Source organism: Chryseobacterium electrogenes, assembly GCF_053553015.1.
In genome coordinates this window covers 1,911,760-1,928,825 of the sequence record NZ_JBNPPB010000002.1, presented here as the reverse complement: position 1 = coordinate 1,928,825, position 17,066 = coordinate 1,911,760, and the positions used below count along the sequence as shown (strand labels likewise).

The window sequence follows — 17,066 nt, the reverse complement described above, 5'->3', positions numbered from 1 at the left end:
TTGCGTAATTTTGAGTCGAAATTTTCACTCATTATTACGCAATTTCTTTTTAATCTGTAATGAATATTATTGACCTTTTAATTTTTGATCGAGAAAAAGTAGAGTGGGACGATGTTGTCCTTAACGAGTCTAACAAAAAAGCCTTGGATACTTTGCTTAAAGAATTTTCTTACATCGAAGAATTAAAAAAATATAATCTTCCTGTTAATAATAAAATCTTGCTGTATGGACATTCTGGTTGTGGAAAAACGATGACGGCAAAAGCCATTGCTTCTAAGCTTAATAAACCTTTGTTGGTGCTTGATCTGAGCAGTTTTGTATCCTCAAGAATTGGCGAAACGGCTAAGAATATCAAAATGGTTTTTGATAAAGCAGAACGTGAGAGAGCCGTTTTATTCTTGGATGAATTCGATCATTTGGGGAAAATGCGCGGTAATGACGATCATGATGTGGGCGAAATGAGACGCTTGGTAAATGCCTTAATCCAGCTGATAGATCAGTTTTCTGAGAAGTCATTGTTAATTGCGGCGACCAATCATGCAGAGATTTTGGATGTTGCTTTGATGCGGCGATTCCAAGTGAGAATTGGCTACGAAATGCCTAGCCAGAAGGTATTAGATGATTATTATGATCAAATTTTAAAAGCTTTTCCGGATCATCTCAAGAATACCAATCGACAATATAATATATCATTTGCTGAAGCTAAAGATCATGCATTAACTCAGGTTAAAGCACTTTTGATTGAAACTTTAGAAAATCTTAATTACGATTAGTGAAATCATAATGAAGTTGAATTAATAATTTGACATTTTAATTTTGAGTAAATATTTCGTTTCTTTAACCTAAATTTTGAAATTTATTATAACTATTAACTATGAAGAAGATATTTTTTAGCCTTGCATTTTGCGCTCTATTTTCACACGCATTTTCGCAAGAATTATATATGCCCAGAAATGTTAAAAAAGCTTATGCTAAAGGGACACGTGATATTTCTGGAAAACCCGGAAAAAATTACTGGCAGAATAAAGGAGTTTATGATGTCAAGGTAAAAGTAGATGCAGAAACTAAAATGGTTTCTGGATCAGAGGTTATTCAGTATTCTAATAATAGCCCTGATGATCTTAAGAATATCGCAATCAGATTTGTTAATAATTTGCACAAGCCACAATCGCCAAGATCTGGTTATGTTGGCAAAGATTTTTTGAGCGACGGTTTAACGATAAAATCTTTAACCATAAATGGAGAAGCTTATCAAGTTAATAATGACTTTGGAACGGTAACTTCGGTTAAATTGAAATCGCCTTTAGCTTCAAAATCAAATTCAGAGATTAAAATAGAATGGCAATATCCATTATCTGTACAGAGCGGAAGAGAAGGGCAAATTGATCCCAATACTTTTTTTGTAGCCTATTCTTTCCCGAGAGTTTCTGTGTATGACGATTACAATGGTTGGGATATGTTGGCACATTCTGACAGACAGGAGTTTTACAATGATTTTAACGATTATAATTTTGAGATTTCAGCGCCCAAGAATTATGTCGTTTGGTCAACGGGCGATTTTCTTAATCCGAGTGATGTCCTTCAACCTGAATATCTAAAGCGTTTTAAAGAATCTTTGAAATCTGACAAAATCATTTCTATCGCCAACGAATCTGAAATGAAATCAGGTAAAGTGACCAAACAAAACGATTGGAATATCTGGAAATTCAAAGCGAATCATATCACTGATTTTACCTTTGCACTGAGCAATCATTATGTTTGGGATGCGTCTAGCGTACAATTAAAATCAAAACGAGTTAGCGTACAGTCTGCTTATAAAGTCGGCGCCAAAGATTTTGAACAATATACCGGTTGGATGCGTTACAACATCGATTGGTTTTCTAAAAACTGGCCAGGTGTAGAATATCCGTATCCTGTGATGACCGCCATCCAAGGTTACGCCGATATGGAATACCCAATGATGATCAACGATACGAGCGTTCCTGATGATTTCCAAGATGCAAGATTAACCGCAGATCATGAGATTGCACACACGTATTTTCCGTTTTATATGGGAATTAACGAGACGCGTTATGCCTTTATGGATGAAGGTTGGGCAACCACTTTTGAATATCTGATTGGCATTGGACATTCTGGTAAAGAAGCGGCGGACAAGTTTTATAAAAATTTTCGTGTAAAGCGTTGGATTAACGATCCTTCGGCAGAACAAGATCAACCGATTATTACAATGAGTACGCAGGTGTCTGGCGCTGGATACGGTAATAATTCTTATGTGAAGTCTTCTTTATCTTATTTGGCAATTAAGGATTATCTGGGTGATGATTTGTTCAAAAAAACCTTACATCATTATATGGATAATTGGAATGGAAAGCATCCAATTCCGTGGGATTATTTTAATTCATTCAATACTGGATCTGGGAAAAATCTTAATTGGTTTTGGAACAATTGGTTCTACAGTAATTATTATATCGATCTAAAAGTGGATAATATTTCTCAACAAAATAATCAACTTAATGTCAATGTGAAAAATGTTGGAGGATTTGCGATTCCATTTGATGTGGTGGTAACTTATCAAGATGGATCTGTGGAGAATACGCATTATACACCAGAAGTTTGGGAGAAAAATCAAAAGGAAACAATTTTAAATATTCCAACAAAAAAAGCAGTGAAATCAGTCAACTTAGATGGTGGATTATTTATGGATTATACGCCAGACGATAATACTAAGTCGTTATAAATTTGATTTCAAATATCAAGAGAAAGCCTTCGGTACATTAATACTGAAGGCTTTTTTTTGTTTAATTTTAGAAAAAAAATAGATGCTTTTGCTGTTGATATTTTATGATGAAGTATTTTTTTAGATTATTTATTCAATGAAAATTGTTGTCAAAAATCATAATCAAAAAAGTTTGTCGTAGAAAAATGCTTTACAGCAGGGCAGTTCTTGTAATAAATGATAAATTTGCGGTCAATATTTAATCATATCAATATAAAATTATCATATGAAAAGACAGACTATCGCATTATTGTGCATAGCAGCATTTAGTTTTTCTTGTACTGAGAAAAGCGATAAGCAAGATGACAGCAAATATACTGATGACCAAAAAGCATCTTATTATATAGGCTTAAATATTGCTCAAAATATGAAGCAGGAAGGTATTAAAGTCGATGCAGATCTTTTGGCACAGGCTATTAAAGAAGAAATGGACGGGAAAAAGAAGTTATTACCAGCTGAGGACATGAATAACTTTATGCAGAGCTTTATGCAGAAACAACACGAAAAAAAGCAGTCTGAAGCATTGGGAAAGACAGACGAAAATAAGAAAAAAGGCGTTGAATTTCTTACCAAGAACGGTACTAACCCTAAAGTGAAAACTACAGCTTCTGGCTTGCAATATGAAGTTTTGCAGGAAGGTGATGGTAAAACTAAGCCTAAAGCATCTGATGTTGTAGAGGTTAAGTATACAGGGAAACTTTTAGACGGAACGGTTTTCGACTCTACAGATAAAAATGGAGGCGCACCGATGGATATTAATTTAGGCAGCGTGATCAAAGGTTGGACAGAAGGCATTCAACTCATGAGTAAAGGATCTAAATATAGATTTTACATTCCTGCAGATTTGGCTTACGGAGATCAGGGCGCTGGAGGAGCAATTCCTGGAGGTTCTACCATTATTTTTGATGTAGAATTAGTGAATATAAAATAAAAGATATTTCTCAATTGTTGAAGTATATCATCAAAAAGCCTTCAGTATTAATTTACTGAAGGCTTTTTTTAGTGTAATATGATATGAAAATTTAACGCTATTTATTCGGTTGGTCTAAAAACCAAACCAGTTTCTGAAAAGAAATCCATCGTAATTCTGTCGCCATCATTTACATTTCCGGCTAAGATTTCTTTAGATAATTTATTTAAAACATCTTGCTGAATGACTCTTTTTAGTGGTCTTGCCCCGAAAACTGGATCGTAACCTTTATTCATTAGATAATCCAATGCATCTTGAGTTGACGTCAAGATAATATTTCGTTGTGCCAAAAGTTCGTTAAGACCTCGCAATTGATACTGTACGATTTTTCCAATATTCTTTTTGGTTAAAGGTTGGAAAAGTACAATCTCATCAATTCTGTTCAAAAATTCTGGACGAAGACTTTGCTTTAACAAATCGAAAACTTCGGTTTTGGCTTGTTCTAATGTTTCCAAATCGATATTATCGTCTTTGTCACGCTGAGCGGAATCGAAGCGCTCTTGAATTAAATGTGAACCCAAATTAGACGTCATAATTATAATCGAATTCTTGAAATTAACCACTCTGCCTTTATTATCCGTCAATCTTCCGTCATCCAAAACTTGCAATAACGTATTGAAAACGTCAGGATGTGCTTTTTCTACTTCGTCTAAAAGTACCACAGAATAAGGTCTTCTTCGCACTGCTTCCGTCAACTGTCCACCTTCATCATAACCAACGTATCCAGGAGGCGCGCCGACTAATCGAGAAACGCTGTGACGTTCCTGATATTCGCTCATATCGATTCTCGTCATATTGTTTTCATCATCGAAAAGCAGTTCTGCCAAAGCCTTTGCCAGTTCGGTTTTTCCAACACCTGTCGTTCCTAAAAATAAGAACGAACCAATGGGTTTTTTATCATCACTTAATCCCGCTCTATTTCTTCTAATCGCGTTGGCAACAGCTTCTATTGCTTCTTCTTGACCAACCACTCGTTTATGAAGCTCGTCTTCTAGATGCAATAATTTTTCTCTTTCGGATTGGATTAATTTCGTAACCGGAATGCCCGTCCATTTGCCAATCACTTCGGCGATATTATCGGACGTTACTTCTTCTTTTATCAATTCATTTTGATGATTTTGCATTTCCAACTCTAAGGTTTGCAGCGCATCTTCTTTTTCCTTGATTTTGCCGTATTGTATTTCTGCAACTTTGGCGTAATCACCAGCTCTGGAAGCACGTTCGGCTTCTAGTTTTAAGGCTTCAATATCTTTTTTAATTGAAGTTAAATCCTCTGATTTTTGTTTTTCTTTAAGCCATTTGGCGTTAATGCCGTTTCGTTGCTCTGTAATTTTAGATAGATCTTCTTTTAGATGATCTATCTTGGTCTGATTGCCTTCTCTTGCAATGGCAGCCAATTCTATCTCCATCTGCATGATTTTTCTATCGAGAACATCCAGTTCTTCAGGCTTAGAATTAATTTCCATTCTGAGTTTTGCCGATGCTTCATCAATCAAATCAATCGCTTTGTCCGGTAAAAATCGATCCGAAATATAACGCTGAGACATCTCAACAGCTGCAATAATCGCTTCGTCTTTGATTCTTACTTTGTGGTGTGCTTCGTATTTATCTTTAATCCCTCTAAGGATAGAAATCGCAGATTCTGTATCTGGTTCTTCCACCATGACCTTTTGGAAACGTCTTTCGAGAGCTTTATCTTTCTCAAAGTATTTTTGATATTCGTTCAAAGTCGTTGCGCCAATTGCTCTTAACTCGCCTCTTGCCAAAGCGGGTTTTAATATATTAGCGGCATCCATTGCACCTTCGCCGCCACCAGCGCCAACTAATGTGTGAATTTCGTCGATGAACAAAATAATTTGTCCATCGGATTTTGTCACTTCATTAACCACAGATTTTAGACGTTCTTCAAACTCGCCTTTATATTTGGCACCAGCGATTAGCGCGCCCATATCCAAAGAATACAAGGTTTTGTCTTGTAGATTTTCAGGAACGTCGCCATTGATAATTCTATGAGCAATACCTTCTGCAATTGCCGTCTTACCAACACCAGGCTCACCAATAAGAATGGGATTATTTTTGGTTCTTCTTGATAAAATTTGTAGAACTCTACGGATCTCTTCATCACGACCGATAACAGGATCTAATTTTCCTTCAGCAGCCAGCTCATTAAAGTTTTTAGCGTATTTATTTAAGGATTGGTAAGTCTCTTCAGAACTTGCAGAAGTCGCTTTACTACCTTTTCTAAGTTCATTAATGCCGCCTTCCAATAGTTTTTTGGTAACGCCCATGTCTTTCAATAATTGAGAAACCGGCGAATTAACATCGATTAGCGATAACCAAAGATGCTCGATGGTCACGAATTCGTCGCCCATTTTTTTAGCAATATTCGGGGCGTCTAATAAAACTTTATTCGCGTTTTGCGAAAGATAAATTTGGCCACCTTCTACTTTCGGAAGTTTTTCTAACAGTTCGCGGTTTCTTTCTCTAACCAAAACAGCATCTGCTTCGGATTTTTTTAAGAGGAAAGGCGATATATTTTCATCCACTTGGAAGATGCCTTCCAAAAGATGTTGAGGTTCTATTTGTTGATTACCAAACTCCAATGCGACTTGTTGTGCAGCTTGGATGGCTTCTTGTGATTTTACAGTATATTGATTAAGATTCATTTTTAGGTTTTTAGTATGTTATAATTGGTGTTTAGTTTTCTGTTGTAGTATTTAGATTTTAGATCAAAAATTTAACGATGTAATATTTCATTTACTAAAGTTAAAGTATAATTTCTTAGTTCTAAAATCTAAACTCTACGTATCAATCATTTAATTCTGAGAACAATTTCGCAAAAACCGTACTTTTTTGAATTTAATAAAAAATTAAGCCAAAATTTCCGAATTTTTAAATTTGAAGCTTTTTCAATTGGACATAATTTCCGATTGTGTGTTATTTTATGCATTTTATCTTCATTTTATAGTTTGCATTTTATATCTTATCTTTGGGAAAACCATGTAGATATGTACACACAATTTGAAATAGAATCCCATTTTGAAGGTAAACTTCAAATTATTTTCCTTAATCAACCAGAAGTTTTCAATAGCTTAAATAAAGTGATGTTGCACGAACTGAAAACCGCAATTCATACTTTTAGCCATGATGATTCTGTACGTTGTATTGCAATTTCTGGCCGTGGAAAAGCTTTCTGTGCTGGACAAAATCTTAAAGATGCGATGTCTGCAGAACAAGATGATAATGATGACGACAGATTTATCCAGAGAATTGTCATTGATTATTATAACCCTTTTGTAGAAGAAGTGACGAAGTGCAGAAAACCAATTGTAGCCTTAGTTAATGGTCCTGCAGTAGGTGCAGGCGCAATGTTAGCCTTAATCACAGATTTTACATTGGCGACAGAAAGTTCTTATTTTTCGTTGGCGTTTGCTAATATTGGATTAATACCAGATACGGCGGGTACTTATTATTTGCCAAGATTAGTAGGTAGACAATTGGCTAGTTATCTATCATTTACCGGCAAAAAAGTCCCTGCGATGGAAGCCAAAAAATTAGGGATGATTGCCGATGTTTTTCCTGATGGAGAATTTGTACAAAAATCTATGGAAATCTTAGGGCATTTGTCTAATGCAGCTACTAAAGCTATAAGTTTAACAAAGAAAGCATTCTTAGAATCTGAGAATAACAGTCTTACAGAACAGTTAGATTTAGAGTCTATTTTGCAACAAGAAGCGGCAGAATCTCATGATTTTAAAGAAGGTATTACGGCATTTTTAGAAAAAAGAAAACCTAATTATATCGGGAAATAAGGATTATGGCAGAAAATATTTATTTAGAAACAGCAAAAAAAATCTATTCTCAGGATGCTTTTTCGCAGTGGTTGGGCATTAAAATTCTAGATGTTAAAGACAATTATTGCTTAATCGAGATGCCTATAAAAGCAGAAATGATTAATGGTCTGAAAACCGTACATGGTGGTGTGACTTTTTCTTTGGCAGATTCTGCTTTGGCATTTTCTTCTAATAATAAGGGTGAGGTCGCTGTGGCACTTAATTGTTATATTAATTTTGTGAAGGCGGTGCGCTTGGGCGATACTTTACGTGCCGAAAGTACATTAATGACTGAAACCCGAAAAACGGCGGTCTATGATATTAATGTGAAAAATCAAGATGATGTACTGGTGGCGGGCTTTAGAGGAACAGTTTATAAAATAGGCAAAAAGCTAGAAGAATTATAAGCTAAAAACTCCGGAATTTATTTTGGAGTTTCAATTTTATTTTTAACTTTGTAATTCAAAGTTCTTTTTTATGGAGCAAAATAATATCAAAGAAGATCTATTACACATCCGCCAAATGATGGAGCGGAGTTCTAGATTTATTTCATTAAGTGGATTATCTGGAGTTTTCGCGGGATTGTCTGCTCTAATTGGCGCTGTCTACGTCTATTTTGTATTTATAAGAGAAGGTATTTCTTATTTTGAAGAAAAAAAATATTTTTACAAACCAGCTCTGGTACAAGAATTATTCTTGACTGGAGTAGCTGTTCTTATTGTCGCTTTACTTAGTGGATATTTTTTTACAGCGCGGAAAAGTAAACAGCAAAATCTCAAAATTTGGGATTCTACCACCAGACGACTCATTTTTAATTTTTCTATTCCTTTGGTTGCTGGCGGTATATTTTGTTTGTCTTTATTGCAACATCATTTGTTTGTCTTTATTGCACCTGTTACTCTAATTTTTTATGGTTTGGCTTTAATTAATGCAGAGCGATATACCTTATCAGATGTTAAGTATTTAGGTTTTTGTGAACTTGGCTTAGGCTTGATTTCTTTATTCTTCTTAGGCTGGGGCTTGTTGTTCTGGGCAATTGGATTTGGGATCTTGCATATTGTGTATGGATTAGTGATGTATAAAAAATATAAATAAGTTAGTGTTACAATATTTCTGTAACGATAATAATAATGGATATTAATCAACTCAATAAAGAATTTGAAAGTCGTGTCAGGCTAGGCATTATGTCTGTGCTGATGGTGAACGATTGGGTTGATTTTAACGAAATGAAACGTCTGCTGAGTGTTACAGATGGCAACCTGGCGAGTCACAGTAGTTCGTTAGAAAAGTCTGATTATATTGAAATTAAAAAAGAATTTGTAGGTAAAAAAACAAGAACGTCGTACAGAGTAACTCAGCTTGGTAGACAGGCTTTTAAGACGCATTTAGACGGTCTTGAAAAAATGTTGAGATTATAAACTCTTTTTTTTAAGTTTTGACTTTGAAACACAAAGTGCTTTATAATATGAATCAATCGCTTTTTCTTTATTTTAAATTCAGTTGGATTTGCGGGCTTACCACGCTGGTATTATTTCGTTTTCAGCTAGTTAACATTGATCTTCTTGTCTGTGTATTTTTTTGGATATTCAATTTTATTATCAACTGCATTTTTATTGTATTTCAGTCGATTATGCTTTATTTCTTTCCGGAAAATAAGGAAGAATTTCTCAAGACCATATTGCTTCTCATGGTTAATTTTCCTTTTATAATAGTCTATTACTTTCTCATTTGTATAATTTTTTAAAACTTAAAAACATGAAAAAACACCATTTAATTATTTTATCATCAGTTGTATTTTTAATACTATTTTATAACGAAACGGCTGGGCTTAATCTTGGCATATTAGGAGTTTTCTACGCTGTATTTACTTTTTATAAAACTCCAAAATCTAATAAGACAAGAACATTTTTTGCATTGTTAATAACATCAATATTGTCAAGCTTTGCGTTTGCTTGGTTCGGTGACTTGTCGTCTTTTTTAGCTTTGGCAGTTTCTGTAATTTTATTGGGTTTTAAATCAAAATCTAAAGAATTGAAATCACTTTTGATTATTCCAGTTTTGATTACCAATTTTTTCACCTTTGTTTGTCGCTTTTTTAATTTTAAAGATTGGTTTCCTATGAGCCAATCAGAAGGAAAGCTTCAAAAATTGATTGCAATTATTATCATTCCAGTTGTTCTGCTATTTATTTTCTTTGCAATTTATACACACGGCAGCGATTATTTTGCTCAGTTCTTCTCTAACTTTGAATGGAATTTTGACCTGATTCAGTTTTTGATGTCGGCAATTTTGGGCTTTTTCATCGCTTTCAATTATTGGAATTTTAATATAGAACGGTTTATCTATAAAGTAAATCATCATTTTAAAAATGAATTTCTTAATGAAGACAAACAACAAAAACCTACTTTTAGTTTTTTGGACTTAAATCTTGAAAGGTTAAGTGGTGTTATTTCGTTAATGGCGCTTAATACGATGTTGGTATTTTTTATTATATCGTATAATTACGAACAGTTCTTTGACGTAAAAAGTATGAAAACTGATCTTTCTGCCGAAACACATGAGCGTGTAAACGCTGTAATATTGAGCATTGTTATGGCAATTGTGGTGATTTTGTTTTATTTCAAATCTAATTTTAACTTCGATTCAAAATCTCATCTATTGAAGTTGGTAGCCAAAATTTGGATTATACTTAATATTGTGTTGGTTTGTTCTGCGATTCTTAAAAATACAGAATACATTATTGGTTTTGGTATGACTTACAAAAGATTGGGCGTTTATGCTTTTCTAATATTGAGCATGATAGGCTTAATCGTGACATTAGTGAAAATTCAGAAACAAAAAACTAATATTTATCTTGTTAATCAGATGTTTTGGTATTTCTATGGAACAATTTTGGTATGTAGTTTTGTCAATTGGGGTGGATTGGCTACGCAGTACAATATTGATCATAATAAAGGTGAGTTTAATTTTTTAATTAGCCTTAACTTTAACGATCAACTAATAGAACAACATTTTCCTAATGAAGCTAAAAATAGATATAATTATGAAGAGCAGAATCAAAAAGATGTTGGAATATTATCAAAAATTTTATATTATGAATGGATTAAAAATGAATAAAACTTTGTTAAAATACGGTATCTTATTGCCATTAATTCTTGTGGCTTGTAAAAAAGAAAGTCCTAATATAGATCTAGTGGTTAAAAAAGATTCGATGTCATTAGTAAGACCAATGGATTCTTTATCTACAATTTTAAGCACCGAAAAAGAATCGAATCAAATTATATTAAGTGTTGATGCTTCTAAGTTACCGATTAGATTGATACAAGAAATTACCGATCCAGAGCAGCAAATTGTTTTGAAACTAGAAAACTATAATCATTCTCGTCTCAAAGCTTATATAAAACCAGAGAAACCAATGAATGTTAGAATTAACCAAATTAGGATGCCAGACAATACTTTTGATGGACCTTTCGGGGAAACTATCGATTATGAAACCCAACAAAAAGGAGAGTATTGGTTGATTATCTCTAAAAACTTAATGGCTTCTGGAGAAGCAAAAGGTCGGTTTTTTATTAAAATTGAATAGTAAACAGAAAAGAATCTCAATTGAGATTCTTTTTTTATTTTAGACTTAGTAGAGCGAGTTCATAACCTTTCATCCCAAATCCTGATATTACTGCATTGCAGCTTTCTGCAGTAACAGATTTTTTCCGGAATTCTTCTCGCTGATATATATTACTAATATGAACTTCTATTTTCGGTTTGTTGATGTTTTTTAGACAATCCGCGATAGCATAAGAATAATGTGTATAAGCGCCAGGATTAATTATCACAGCTTCAAAATTATCTTCTTGTAAACGATTAATTAGCTCGCCTTCTATATTAGACTGGTAATATAATATCTCATCATTAAGAAAGCTTGCTTTAAGCTTCTCTAGGTAATTCTCCATAGATTGAGTGCCGTATATCTCAGGTTCTCTTGTACCAAGGAGATTAAGGTTGGGGCCGTTAACAATGAGTATTTTCATAAAGTATAATTACTAGTGTAAAGATAATAAAGAATGCTTATTTAAAAACAAAAAAGCTTCAGAAAAAATCTGAAGCTTTAAGTAGCCCGTAGGGGAATCGAACCCCTCTTACCAGGATGAAAACCTGAGGTCCTAACCGATAGACGAACGGGCCATTTTTATTGTCTTAAGCTAATTTGTTAACGTGTTTTGTTAACTTGCTTTTTAAGTTAGCTGCTTTGTTTTTGTGGATAATGTTTTTCTTAACCAACTTGTCTAACAAAGAAATTACTTTTGGTAATTGCTCAGTAGCAACAGACTTTTCCGTTTCATTACGTAATACTTTCAAAGCTGTTCTAGCAGTCTTGTGATAGTATCTGTTTCTTAATTTTCTTTTTTCGTTCTGTCTGATTCTTTTCAGAGCTGATTTATGATTTGCCATAATTTCCTAAAACTTGGGTGCAAAGATATGATTATTTTTTAATATTCAAAATCTTTTTGCGATTTTTTTTAAAAATTTATTTTTTTGTAGCCTATAGGGGAATCGAACCCCTGTTGCCAGGATGAAAACCTGAAGTCCTAACCACTAGACGAATAGGCCATATTCGTTGTTGTTTTGTGGTTGCAAAAGTAGAGACTTTTTTTAATTCCTGCAAATGTTTTTTTAGTTTTTTAACACTTTTTCTATCACTGTATTCTTAATGCCTTTATTATCAATATCTTTTTGTGCAATTATGGCTTCTTCTAATGTTGAATATTTTCCAAAAGTGTAATAAAAAACTCCTTTTTCTTTAGTTCTTACGACATCTTTTAGACTTTTTAGGATATAATTGTTGCTATCTAATTTTTTATCTGTTGCGATTACTTCTATTGTGTAGTATCCGAAGCCTAAAGATTGATTAGGGAGGAAGCTTATTGCCATCGCGTTTCTAAAGCCAGAATCTTTAGCAGTTTTCAAGTTGTTATCTCTTGCCGATGCCATATTGGTCACGGCATAGTAGTATTTGTAATTTCCGTTTTCCTTGATGGGCAAAATGTAATTAAGCCCTTTTAATTCTGGAGAACTACTTTCGTATTTGGTAGGTGAGCTCATTAGCAATATCCTGAAGTCGTTTTTCAGCGCTATTTCAATAGGTTTTTCTGGTTCGCGGGGTTTTTCTGCAATTTTACCAGAAACGCCCCTATAGCTGCTAATTGCATTAAATATACTTTCTGCAATCTGCTGTTGACCTTCTTCGGTAGCAATATATCTAGCGTCATCATAATTGTTAACAAAGCCAGTTTCTATTAATACAGATGGCATGGCGTTCATTCTTAGAACATGGAGATCGGCTTGTTTTACGCCTCGAGAAAATCGTTTGTCTTTTTTTACGAAATTTTCTTCAACGTAGCCACCTAGGGTTAGGCTGGCTTCTAAATATTTACTTTGCTGGATTTTTAATGCAATTAAAGATTCTGGAGAGGTTGGATCATAGGATGCAAATTTCTGTTTGTCATTCTCATCCAAGAATATTACTTCATTTTCTGACTTTGCCACTTCTAGATTGGCTTTGTTTTGATTAGGACCTTGTACAAAAGTTTCTGTACCCTGGGCAGTAGAAGATGTGCTTTTAGAAGAATTAACATGCACGGAGACAAAAAAATCTGCTTTGCTTTTATTGGCAAGTGTCGTTCTAGATGTTAGAGAAGGATATTCGTCAATCTTTCTTGTGTAGATTACTTTATAATCTTTATTTTTTTCTAGCATCTTTCCTAGCTTTAAGACTATAGCTAGTGTCACATCTTTTTCTCTTACTGTACCTATATCACTATATGTTCTATTGGCGCCAACATCAGAACCACCATGTCCTGCGTCTAATACAATTGTGAATTTTTTTTGTGAAAAACCTAACACAAAAAGCATTAAAAACAAGGCTGTAAAATATTTTTTAGAATAAAATCTTAGAGTAATCATCTTAATTTTTAAAAATTAATTAATTTTGACCCAAATTTCCAGAAGTACTGATTTGAGTAAACGTGTTTTCAAAAATATACCACTAATTTTAATTATCCTAATTTTTAACAATTTTTTAGCACAGACAACGCCGAAAAATTTAAAAGAAATTGAGGTTAATCCAATTAGTAAAAGCAAACAAGATACCATATTGCCAAAAGAGCAATTGGATGATGTTGTGCATACAAAAGCTGACAAGGAGAGTAACTCGGTGTCGGGTAAGTTGACATTCTTAGAGCGCAAGGCGCAGATTGTTTATCAAGATTTACAAATTGATGCAGATTACATCCGTATCGATTGGTCTACGGGTAAGATCTATGCTAGAGGTGAGCTAGATAAGAATGGTAAAATGATAAAGCCAGCTGTTGCCACACAAGCTGGTAAAAAGTATGAGTATAACGAGGTTATCTTTAACTATAAAACTAAGCAGGCGGTCGCTTTTAATGCAAGGACAGAGGAAAGCGAAGGTGTTATAGTGGCAGAAAGAACCAAAAAATATAACGACTCTGTTTTTGCTATCAGAAGAGGAAAATATACGACTGATGAGTATTTTTTAGCTAAAAAAGATACGCTTGCGGATTACTATCTTCTAGCACCCAACATGAAGTTGATTAAAGGTAAGAATGGTTCTCAGGTTATCACAGGTCCTATACAGATGTATGTAGAAGAGGTGCCTACGCCGCTGGTGATGCCATTTGCAATTTTGCCTTTTTCTGATAAAAGGTCTGCGGGAATCTTAATTCCGAGTTTTGGAGAAAGACAAAATGATGGATTTTTCTTAAACGGATTAGGTTATTATCAGCCAATTGGTAAACATTTTGACCTTAAAATTTTGTCGGATCTATATACCAAAGGAAGCTGGAATCTTCGTCCAGAACTTAACTATCTTAAAAAATACCGTTACAGTGGACGTTTTGCTGCCGAGGTTGGTACGATGGTAAGAGGTATAAAAGGACTTGATGATTACAGCAAAAGTAGCGTTTATAAAATAGCATGGAGTCATCAGCAAGATAGTAAGGCAGATCCTTTTTTAACTTTTTCTGCTTCGGTAGATATTACGAGTCAGAAGTTTTATAATAATATCCTTAATAATAACTTTATATATAATCAGGATAACCTAAAAACGAGTCAGACCTCTAGAGTTTCTTTAACCAAAAGATTCCTGAATTTGCCAGTTACAATTAATGCTAACGCAACTTATTCTCAGAATTTTGCAACAGGAAATACCGATATTTATTTGCCAACAATGACGGTGGCGATTAATCAATTTTATCTTTTTAAACCCAAAACTGGGATTAGATCCGGATTGTTAGAGAATATTAATGTTAATACAGGATTAGCATTAAATAATTATGTCCAGACTAAAGAAGAAGATCTTTTTAAAGATAAAATGTGGAAAGACATGAAAACAGGTATTAAAAATAATATCGGATTGTCTACCAACACGACTTTGGCTAAGTTTTTTACGTTCTCATTAGCAGCTAATATTGATAATGTAATGACTACCAAAGTGCTTAATAGAGAGTATAATCCTATATCTAATAAGACAGAGGATACTTACCAAGGTAAGTTTACGGGGTTTTCTACTTTTTCTACCAGCGCAAGTTTGCAAACGATGTTGTACGGTTTTCTTAATTTCAAAAAAGGATCTGTTGTAGAGGCTGTTAGACATATGGTAACTCCAAGTTTTAGCTTTACTTATGCGCCAGATTTTGGAGAAAAAAATTGGGGTTATTATAAAGAATTTTATGGTTCGCGTGGCGAAATTACAAAGTATTCTATTTTTGAAGGAGGAGTTTTTGGATCGCCATCAACAGGTTTGACACAAAGTATAGGTTTTAATATTGCTAATAACGTGGAGATGAAGGTTAGATCCAAATCAGATTCTACAGGTGTTAAAAAGTTTAAAATATTCGAAAACCTTAATGTATCTGGTAATTATAATTTTGCGGCAGAGAAATATAAATGGTCGGTTTTTAACATCAGTTCTCAATCATCATTCTTTAACAATAAACTGAGTGTTAATACCAGTTTGACTTTAGAGCCTTATGAGATACGTTATGATGAAAACGGAAATAATGGCATCAGAACGGAAAATTTTGGACACTTTAGTCTGCAAGGATTTAATTTACAAATGTCTTTCCCGCTAAGTGATGCTATTTTTGGAGAGAAAGAAGATTTAGCAAAAACCTATAAGAAGAAAGGCGAAATCCGAAATGAAAATTATTATTTTGATGATAATAATTATGCCCACTTTAAGCAAGCTTGGACTTTAAATGTTAATGCGAATTACTCTTATAGTAAGACTGTGAGTAGATTTGGGAATAAACTTGCCACAGTTGGACTTGACGGAAGCCTTAAGTTGACACCTTTTTGGAATATTACAGCGAGAACCTCGTATGATGTTGTATCTAAGGAGTTAGCGCAGACTACAATTGGTTTCTCTAGAGATCAGCGTAGTTTTACCATTAATTTTAACTGGGTACCATTTGGGCAATATAAGGTTTATGATTTCTTTATTGGGATCAAAGCCAATATATTAAGTGATGCTGTGAAATATAAAGATCGTAGCTTTACTCAGCCTAATAGTAGCTTTTAGGATAGTTCATAAATTTTATTAGATTTGCACCAATAAAAATATTAAGTTTCAATATGAAAAAGATAGTTAACACTAGCAATGCACCTTCTGCAATAGGACCTTATTCTCAGGCTAATTATGCTAATGGAATTTTATATATTTCTGGGCAGATACCTGCAGATCCTGTGACAGGAAAGTTAGTAGAAGGTATTGAGAAAGAAACGCATCAAGTAATGAAAAACCTACAGGCGATATTAACAGAAGCAGGCTTAACTTTTCGTCACGTTGTCAAAGCAACTATCTTTCTCAAGAGTATGGATGATTTTGCAGTTATGAATGAGATCTACGCTTCTTATCTAGATCCAGAAGCTTATCCTGCGAGAGAAACGGTACAAGTATCTTGCCTTCCTAAGAATGTGGATATAGAAATCTCTATGATAGCGCACGCAGACTAATGAATTTTTGTAGAAATTTAATTGGTGTTTTAGCCGGCCTTTTTGTGGCTGCTATTATTATAAGTCTTGGAGTTAGGATTAACTCTGATTGGATTACTTATGAGGAATATGCACCTTTTAAACATTGGGGGCAATTGCTATACAGTGTCCAAAATAAAGATTATTTTTTTATAGCATTATTATTTTTCGGAGGATTAGGAGTTACTGTTGGCGGTGTTGTAACGGCGCTAATTGTAAAGTATGCAAAGGTTGCTTATGCGATTTTAATTGGATTTATTATCCTGTTTATCGCCATGTTGGATATTATTATTTATCCATATCATCCTACTTTTTATAAGATATCTATATTTTTAATATTTTTTCCTTTTTCTTGGATAGGCGGAAAAATTGTAGAAGTCATATACGAAAGAAAAAAAAGGCTCAAAGCAAAAAAATAATATAACGATAAAACAAA

Annotated in this window: 16 protein-coding genes and 2 tRNA genes; 12 read left to right on the top strand and 6 right to left on the bottom strand. The window is 33.8% G+C overall.

Features of this window, described 5'->3' with window-relative positions; genetic code table 11:
* The first annotated feature begins 59 nt into the window (after positions 1-59).
* From ACQQ6V_RS08870 to ACQQ6V_RS08860, 3 genes are all read left to right on the top strand, one after another.
* A complete protein-coding gene (locus ACQQ6V_RS08870; RefSeq protein WP_448845164.1) occupies positions 60-773 on the top strand; it encodes an AAA family ATPase in 714 nt (237 codons plus the stop codon).
* A gap of 101 nt (positions 774-874) precedes the next feature.
* Entirely contained in the window at positions 875-2,737 is a 1,863-nt protein-coding gene (locus tag ACQQ6V_RS08865) for a M1 family metallopeptidase (RefSeq protein WP_448845163.1), read from the top strand.
* Between the two features lie 265 nt (positions 2,738-3,002).
* On the top strand, positions 3,003-3,707 hold the full coding sequence (locus ACQQ6V_RS08860; RefSeq protein WP_448845162.1) for an FKBP-type peptidyl-prolyl cis-trans isomerase: 705 nt from the start codon (positions 3,003-3,005) through the stop codon (positions 3,705-3,707).
* Between the two features lie 101 nt (positions 3,708-3,808).
* Here ACQQ6V_RS08860 and clpB read toward each other — a convergent pair whose 3' ends face one another.
* Entirely contained in the window at positions 3,809-6,412 is a 2,604-nt protein-coding gene (gene clpB / locus ACQQ6V_RS08855) for an ATP-dependent chaperone ClpB (RefSeq protein WP_448845161.1), read from the bottom strand.
* 342 nt (positions 6,413-6,754) lie between these two features.
* Here clpB and ACQQ6V_RS08850 point away from each other — a divergent pair, with 342 nt between their 5' ends.
* The 6 genes from ACQQ6V_RS08850 (at position 6,755) to ACQQ6V_RS08825 (ending at position 11,165) form a co-directional block, all read left to right on the top strand.
* Complete coding sequence (locus ACQQ6V_RS08850; RefSeq protein ID WP_448845160.1) at positions 6,755-7,558, top strand: enoyl-CoA hydratase/isomerase family protein; 804 nt, start codon at positions 6,755-6,757, stop codon at positions 7,556-7,558.
* A 5-nt stretch (positions 7,559-7,563) separates the two neighbouring features.
* The gene (locus ACQQ6V_RS08845) at positions 7,564-7,986 is read left to right on the top strand and encodes a PaaI family thioesterase (RefSeq protein ID WP_448845159.1); all 423 of its coding nucleotides are present in this window, start codon (positions 7,564-7,566) and stop codon (positions 7,984-7,986) included.
* A gap of 70 nt (positions 7,987-8,056) precedes the next feature.
* Positions 8,057-8,674, top strand: coding sequence for a hypothetical protein (locus tag ACQQ6V_RS08840; RefSeq protein ID WP_448845158.1), 618 nt, complete (start codon positions 8,057-8,059; stop codon positions 8,672-8,674).
* 32 nt (positions 8,675-8,706) lie between these two features.
* The gene (locus ACQQ6V_RS08835) at positions 8,707-8,997 is read left to right on the top strand and encodes a winged helix-turn-helix domain-containing protein (protein WP_448846194.1); all 291 of its coding nucleotides are present in this window, start codon (positions 8,707-8,709) and stop codon (positions 8,995-8,997) included.
* Between the two features lie 337 nt (positions 8,998-9,334).
* The gene (locus ACQQ6V_RS08830; protein WP_448845157.1) at positions 9,335-10,696 is read left to right on the top strand and encodes a DUF4153 domain-containing protein; all 1,362 of its coding nucleotides are present in this window, start codon (positions 9,335-9,337) and stop codon (positions 10,694-10,696) included.
* A complete protein-coding gene (locus ACQQ6V_RS08825) occupies positions 10,674-11,165 on the top strand; it encodes a hypothetical protein (RefSeq protein ID WP_448845156.1) in 492 nt (163 codons plus the stop codon). The genes ACQQ6V_RS08830 and ACQQ6V_RS08825 overlap by 23 nt, the downstream gene beginning before the upstream one ends.
* A gap of 34 nt (positions 11,166-11,199) precedes the next feature.
* Here ACQQ6V_RS08825 and aroQ read toward each other — a convergent pair whose 3' ends face one another.
* The 5 genes from aroQ to ACQQ6V_RS08800 form a co-directional block, all read right to left on the bottom strand.
* A complete protein-coding gene (aroQ, locus tag ACQQ6V_RS08820) occupies positions 11,200-11,607 on the bottom strand; it encodes a type II 3-dehydroquinate dehydratase (protein WP_448845155.1) in 408 nt (135 codons plus the stop codon).
* A gap of 82 nt (positions 11,608-11,689) precedes the next feature.
* A tRNA-Glu gene (locus tag ACQQ6V_RS08815) sits at positions 11,690-11,761 on the bottom strand.
* A gap of 12 nt (positions 11,762-11,773) precedes the next feature.
* The gene (gene rpsT, locus ACQQ6V_RS08810) at positions 11,774-12,028 is read right to left on the bottom strand and encodes a 30S ribosomal protein S20 (protein WP_079668198.1); all 255 of its coding nucleotides are present in this window, start codon (positions 12,026-12,028) and stop codon (positions 11,774-11,776) included.
* Between the two features lie 87 nt (positions 12,029-12,115).
* Positions 12,116-12,187 (bottom strand) — tRNA-Glu (locus tag ACQQ6V_RS08805).
* A 63-nt stretch (positions 12,188-12,250) separates the two neighbouring features.
* Entirely contained in the window at positions 12,251-13,540 is a 1,290-nt protein-coding gene (locus tag ACQQ6V_RS08800; protein ID WP_448845154.1) for an N-acetylmuramoyl-L-alanine amidase family protein, read from the bottom strand.
* 52 nt (positions 13,541-13,592) lie between these two features.
* Between ACQQ6V_RS08800 and ACQQ6V_RS08795 the strand changes: the two genes are divergently transcribed.
* Genes ACQQ6V_RS08795 through ACQQ6V_RS08785 form a run of 3 tightly spaced genes read left to right on the top strand, consistent with a single transcriptional unit; the run spans position 13,593 to position 17,049 of the window.
* A complete protein-coding gene (locus ACQQ6V_RS08795; protein ID WP_448846193.1) occupies positions 13,593-16,178 on the top strand; it encodes a putative LPS assembly protein LptD in 2,586 nt (861 codons plus the stop codon).
* Positions 16,179-16,231: 53 nt separating this feature from the next.
* Positions 16,232-16,612, top strand: a complete 381-nt coding sequence (locus ACQQ6V_RS08790; RefSeq protein ID WP_448845153.1) for a RidA family protein — start codon at positions 16,232-16,234, stop codon at positions 16,610-16,612.
* Positions 16,612-17,049 (top strand): hypothetical protein, encoded by a 438-nt coding sequence (locus tag ACQQ6V_RS08785; RefSeq protein ID WP_448845152.1) that lies wholly within the window; start codon positions 16,612-16,614, stop codon positions 17,047-17,049. Before ACQQ6V_RS08790 ends, ACQQ6V_RS08785 begins: the two co-directional genes overlap by 1 nt.
* Positions 17,050-17,066: the final 17 nt, after the last annotated feature.

Bases quoted from the DNA above. Each gene is read 5' to 3' on its own strand.
- ACQQ6V_RS08830 (WP_448845157.1), top strand. From the start codon at position 9,335: ATGAAAAAACACCATTTAATTATTTTATCATCAGTTGTATTTTTAATA.
- aroQ (WP_448845155.1), bottom strand. From the start codon at position 11,607: ATGAAAATACTCATTGTTAACGGCCCCAACCTTAATCTCCTTGGTACA.
- ACQQ6V_RS08785 (WP_448845152.1), top strand. From the start codon at position 16,612: ATGAATTTTTGTAGAAATTTAATTGGTGTTTTAGCCGGCCTTTTTGTG.
- ACQQ6V_RS08860 (WP_448845162.1), top strand. From the start codon at position 3,003: ATGAAAAGACAGACTATCGCATTATTGTGCATAGCAGCATTTAGTTTT.
- clpB (WP_448845161.1), bottom strand. From the start codon at position 6,412: ATGAATCTTAATCAATATACTGTAAAATCACAAGAAGCCATCCAAGCT.
- rpsT (WP_079668198.1), bottom strand. From the start codon at position 12,028: ATGGCAAATCATAAATCAGCTCTGAAAAGAATCAGACAGAACGAAAAA.
- ACQQ6V_RS08865 (WP_448845163.1), top strand. From the start codon at position 875: ATGAAGAAGATATTTTTTAGCCTTGCATTTTGCGCTCTATTTTCACAC.
- ACQQ6V_RS08800 (WP_448845154.1), bottom strand. From the start codon at position 13,540: ATGATTACTCTAAGATTTTATTCTAAAAAATATTTTACAGCCTTGTTT.
- ACQQ6V_RS08845 (WP_448845159.1), top strand. From the start codon at position 7,564: ATGGCAGAAAATATTTATTTAGAAACAGCAAAAAAAATCTATTCTCAG.
- ACQQ6V_RS08825 (WP_448845156.1), top strand. From the start codon at position 10,674: ATGAATGGATTAAAAATGAATAAAACTTTGTTAAAATACGGTATCTTA.
- ACQQ6V_RS08840 (WP_448845158.1), top strand. From the start codon at position 8,057: ATGGAGCAAAATAATATCAAAGAAGATCTATTACACATCCGCCAAATG.
- ACQQ6V_RS08870 (WP_448845164.1), top strand. From the start codon at position 60: ATGAATATTATTGACCTTTTAATTTTTGATCGAGAAAAAGTAGAGTGG.
- ACQQ6V_RS08850 (WP_448845160.1), top strand. From the start codon at position 6,755: ATGTACACACAATTTGAAATAGAATCCCATTTTGAAGGTAAACTTCAA.
- ACQQ6V_RS08790 (WP_448845153.1), top strand. From the start codon at position 16,232: ATGAAAAAGATAGTTAACACTAGCAATGCACCTTCTGCAATAGGACCT.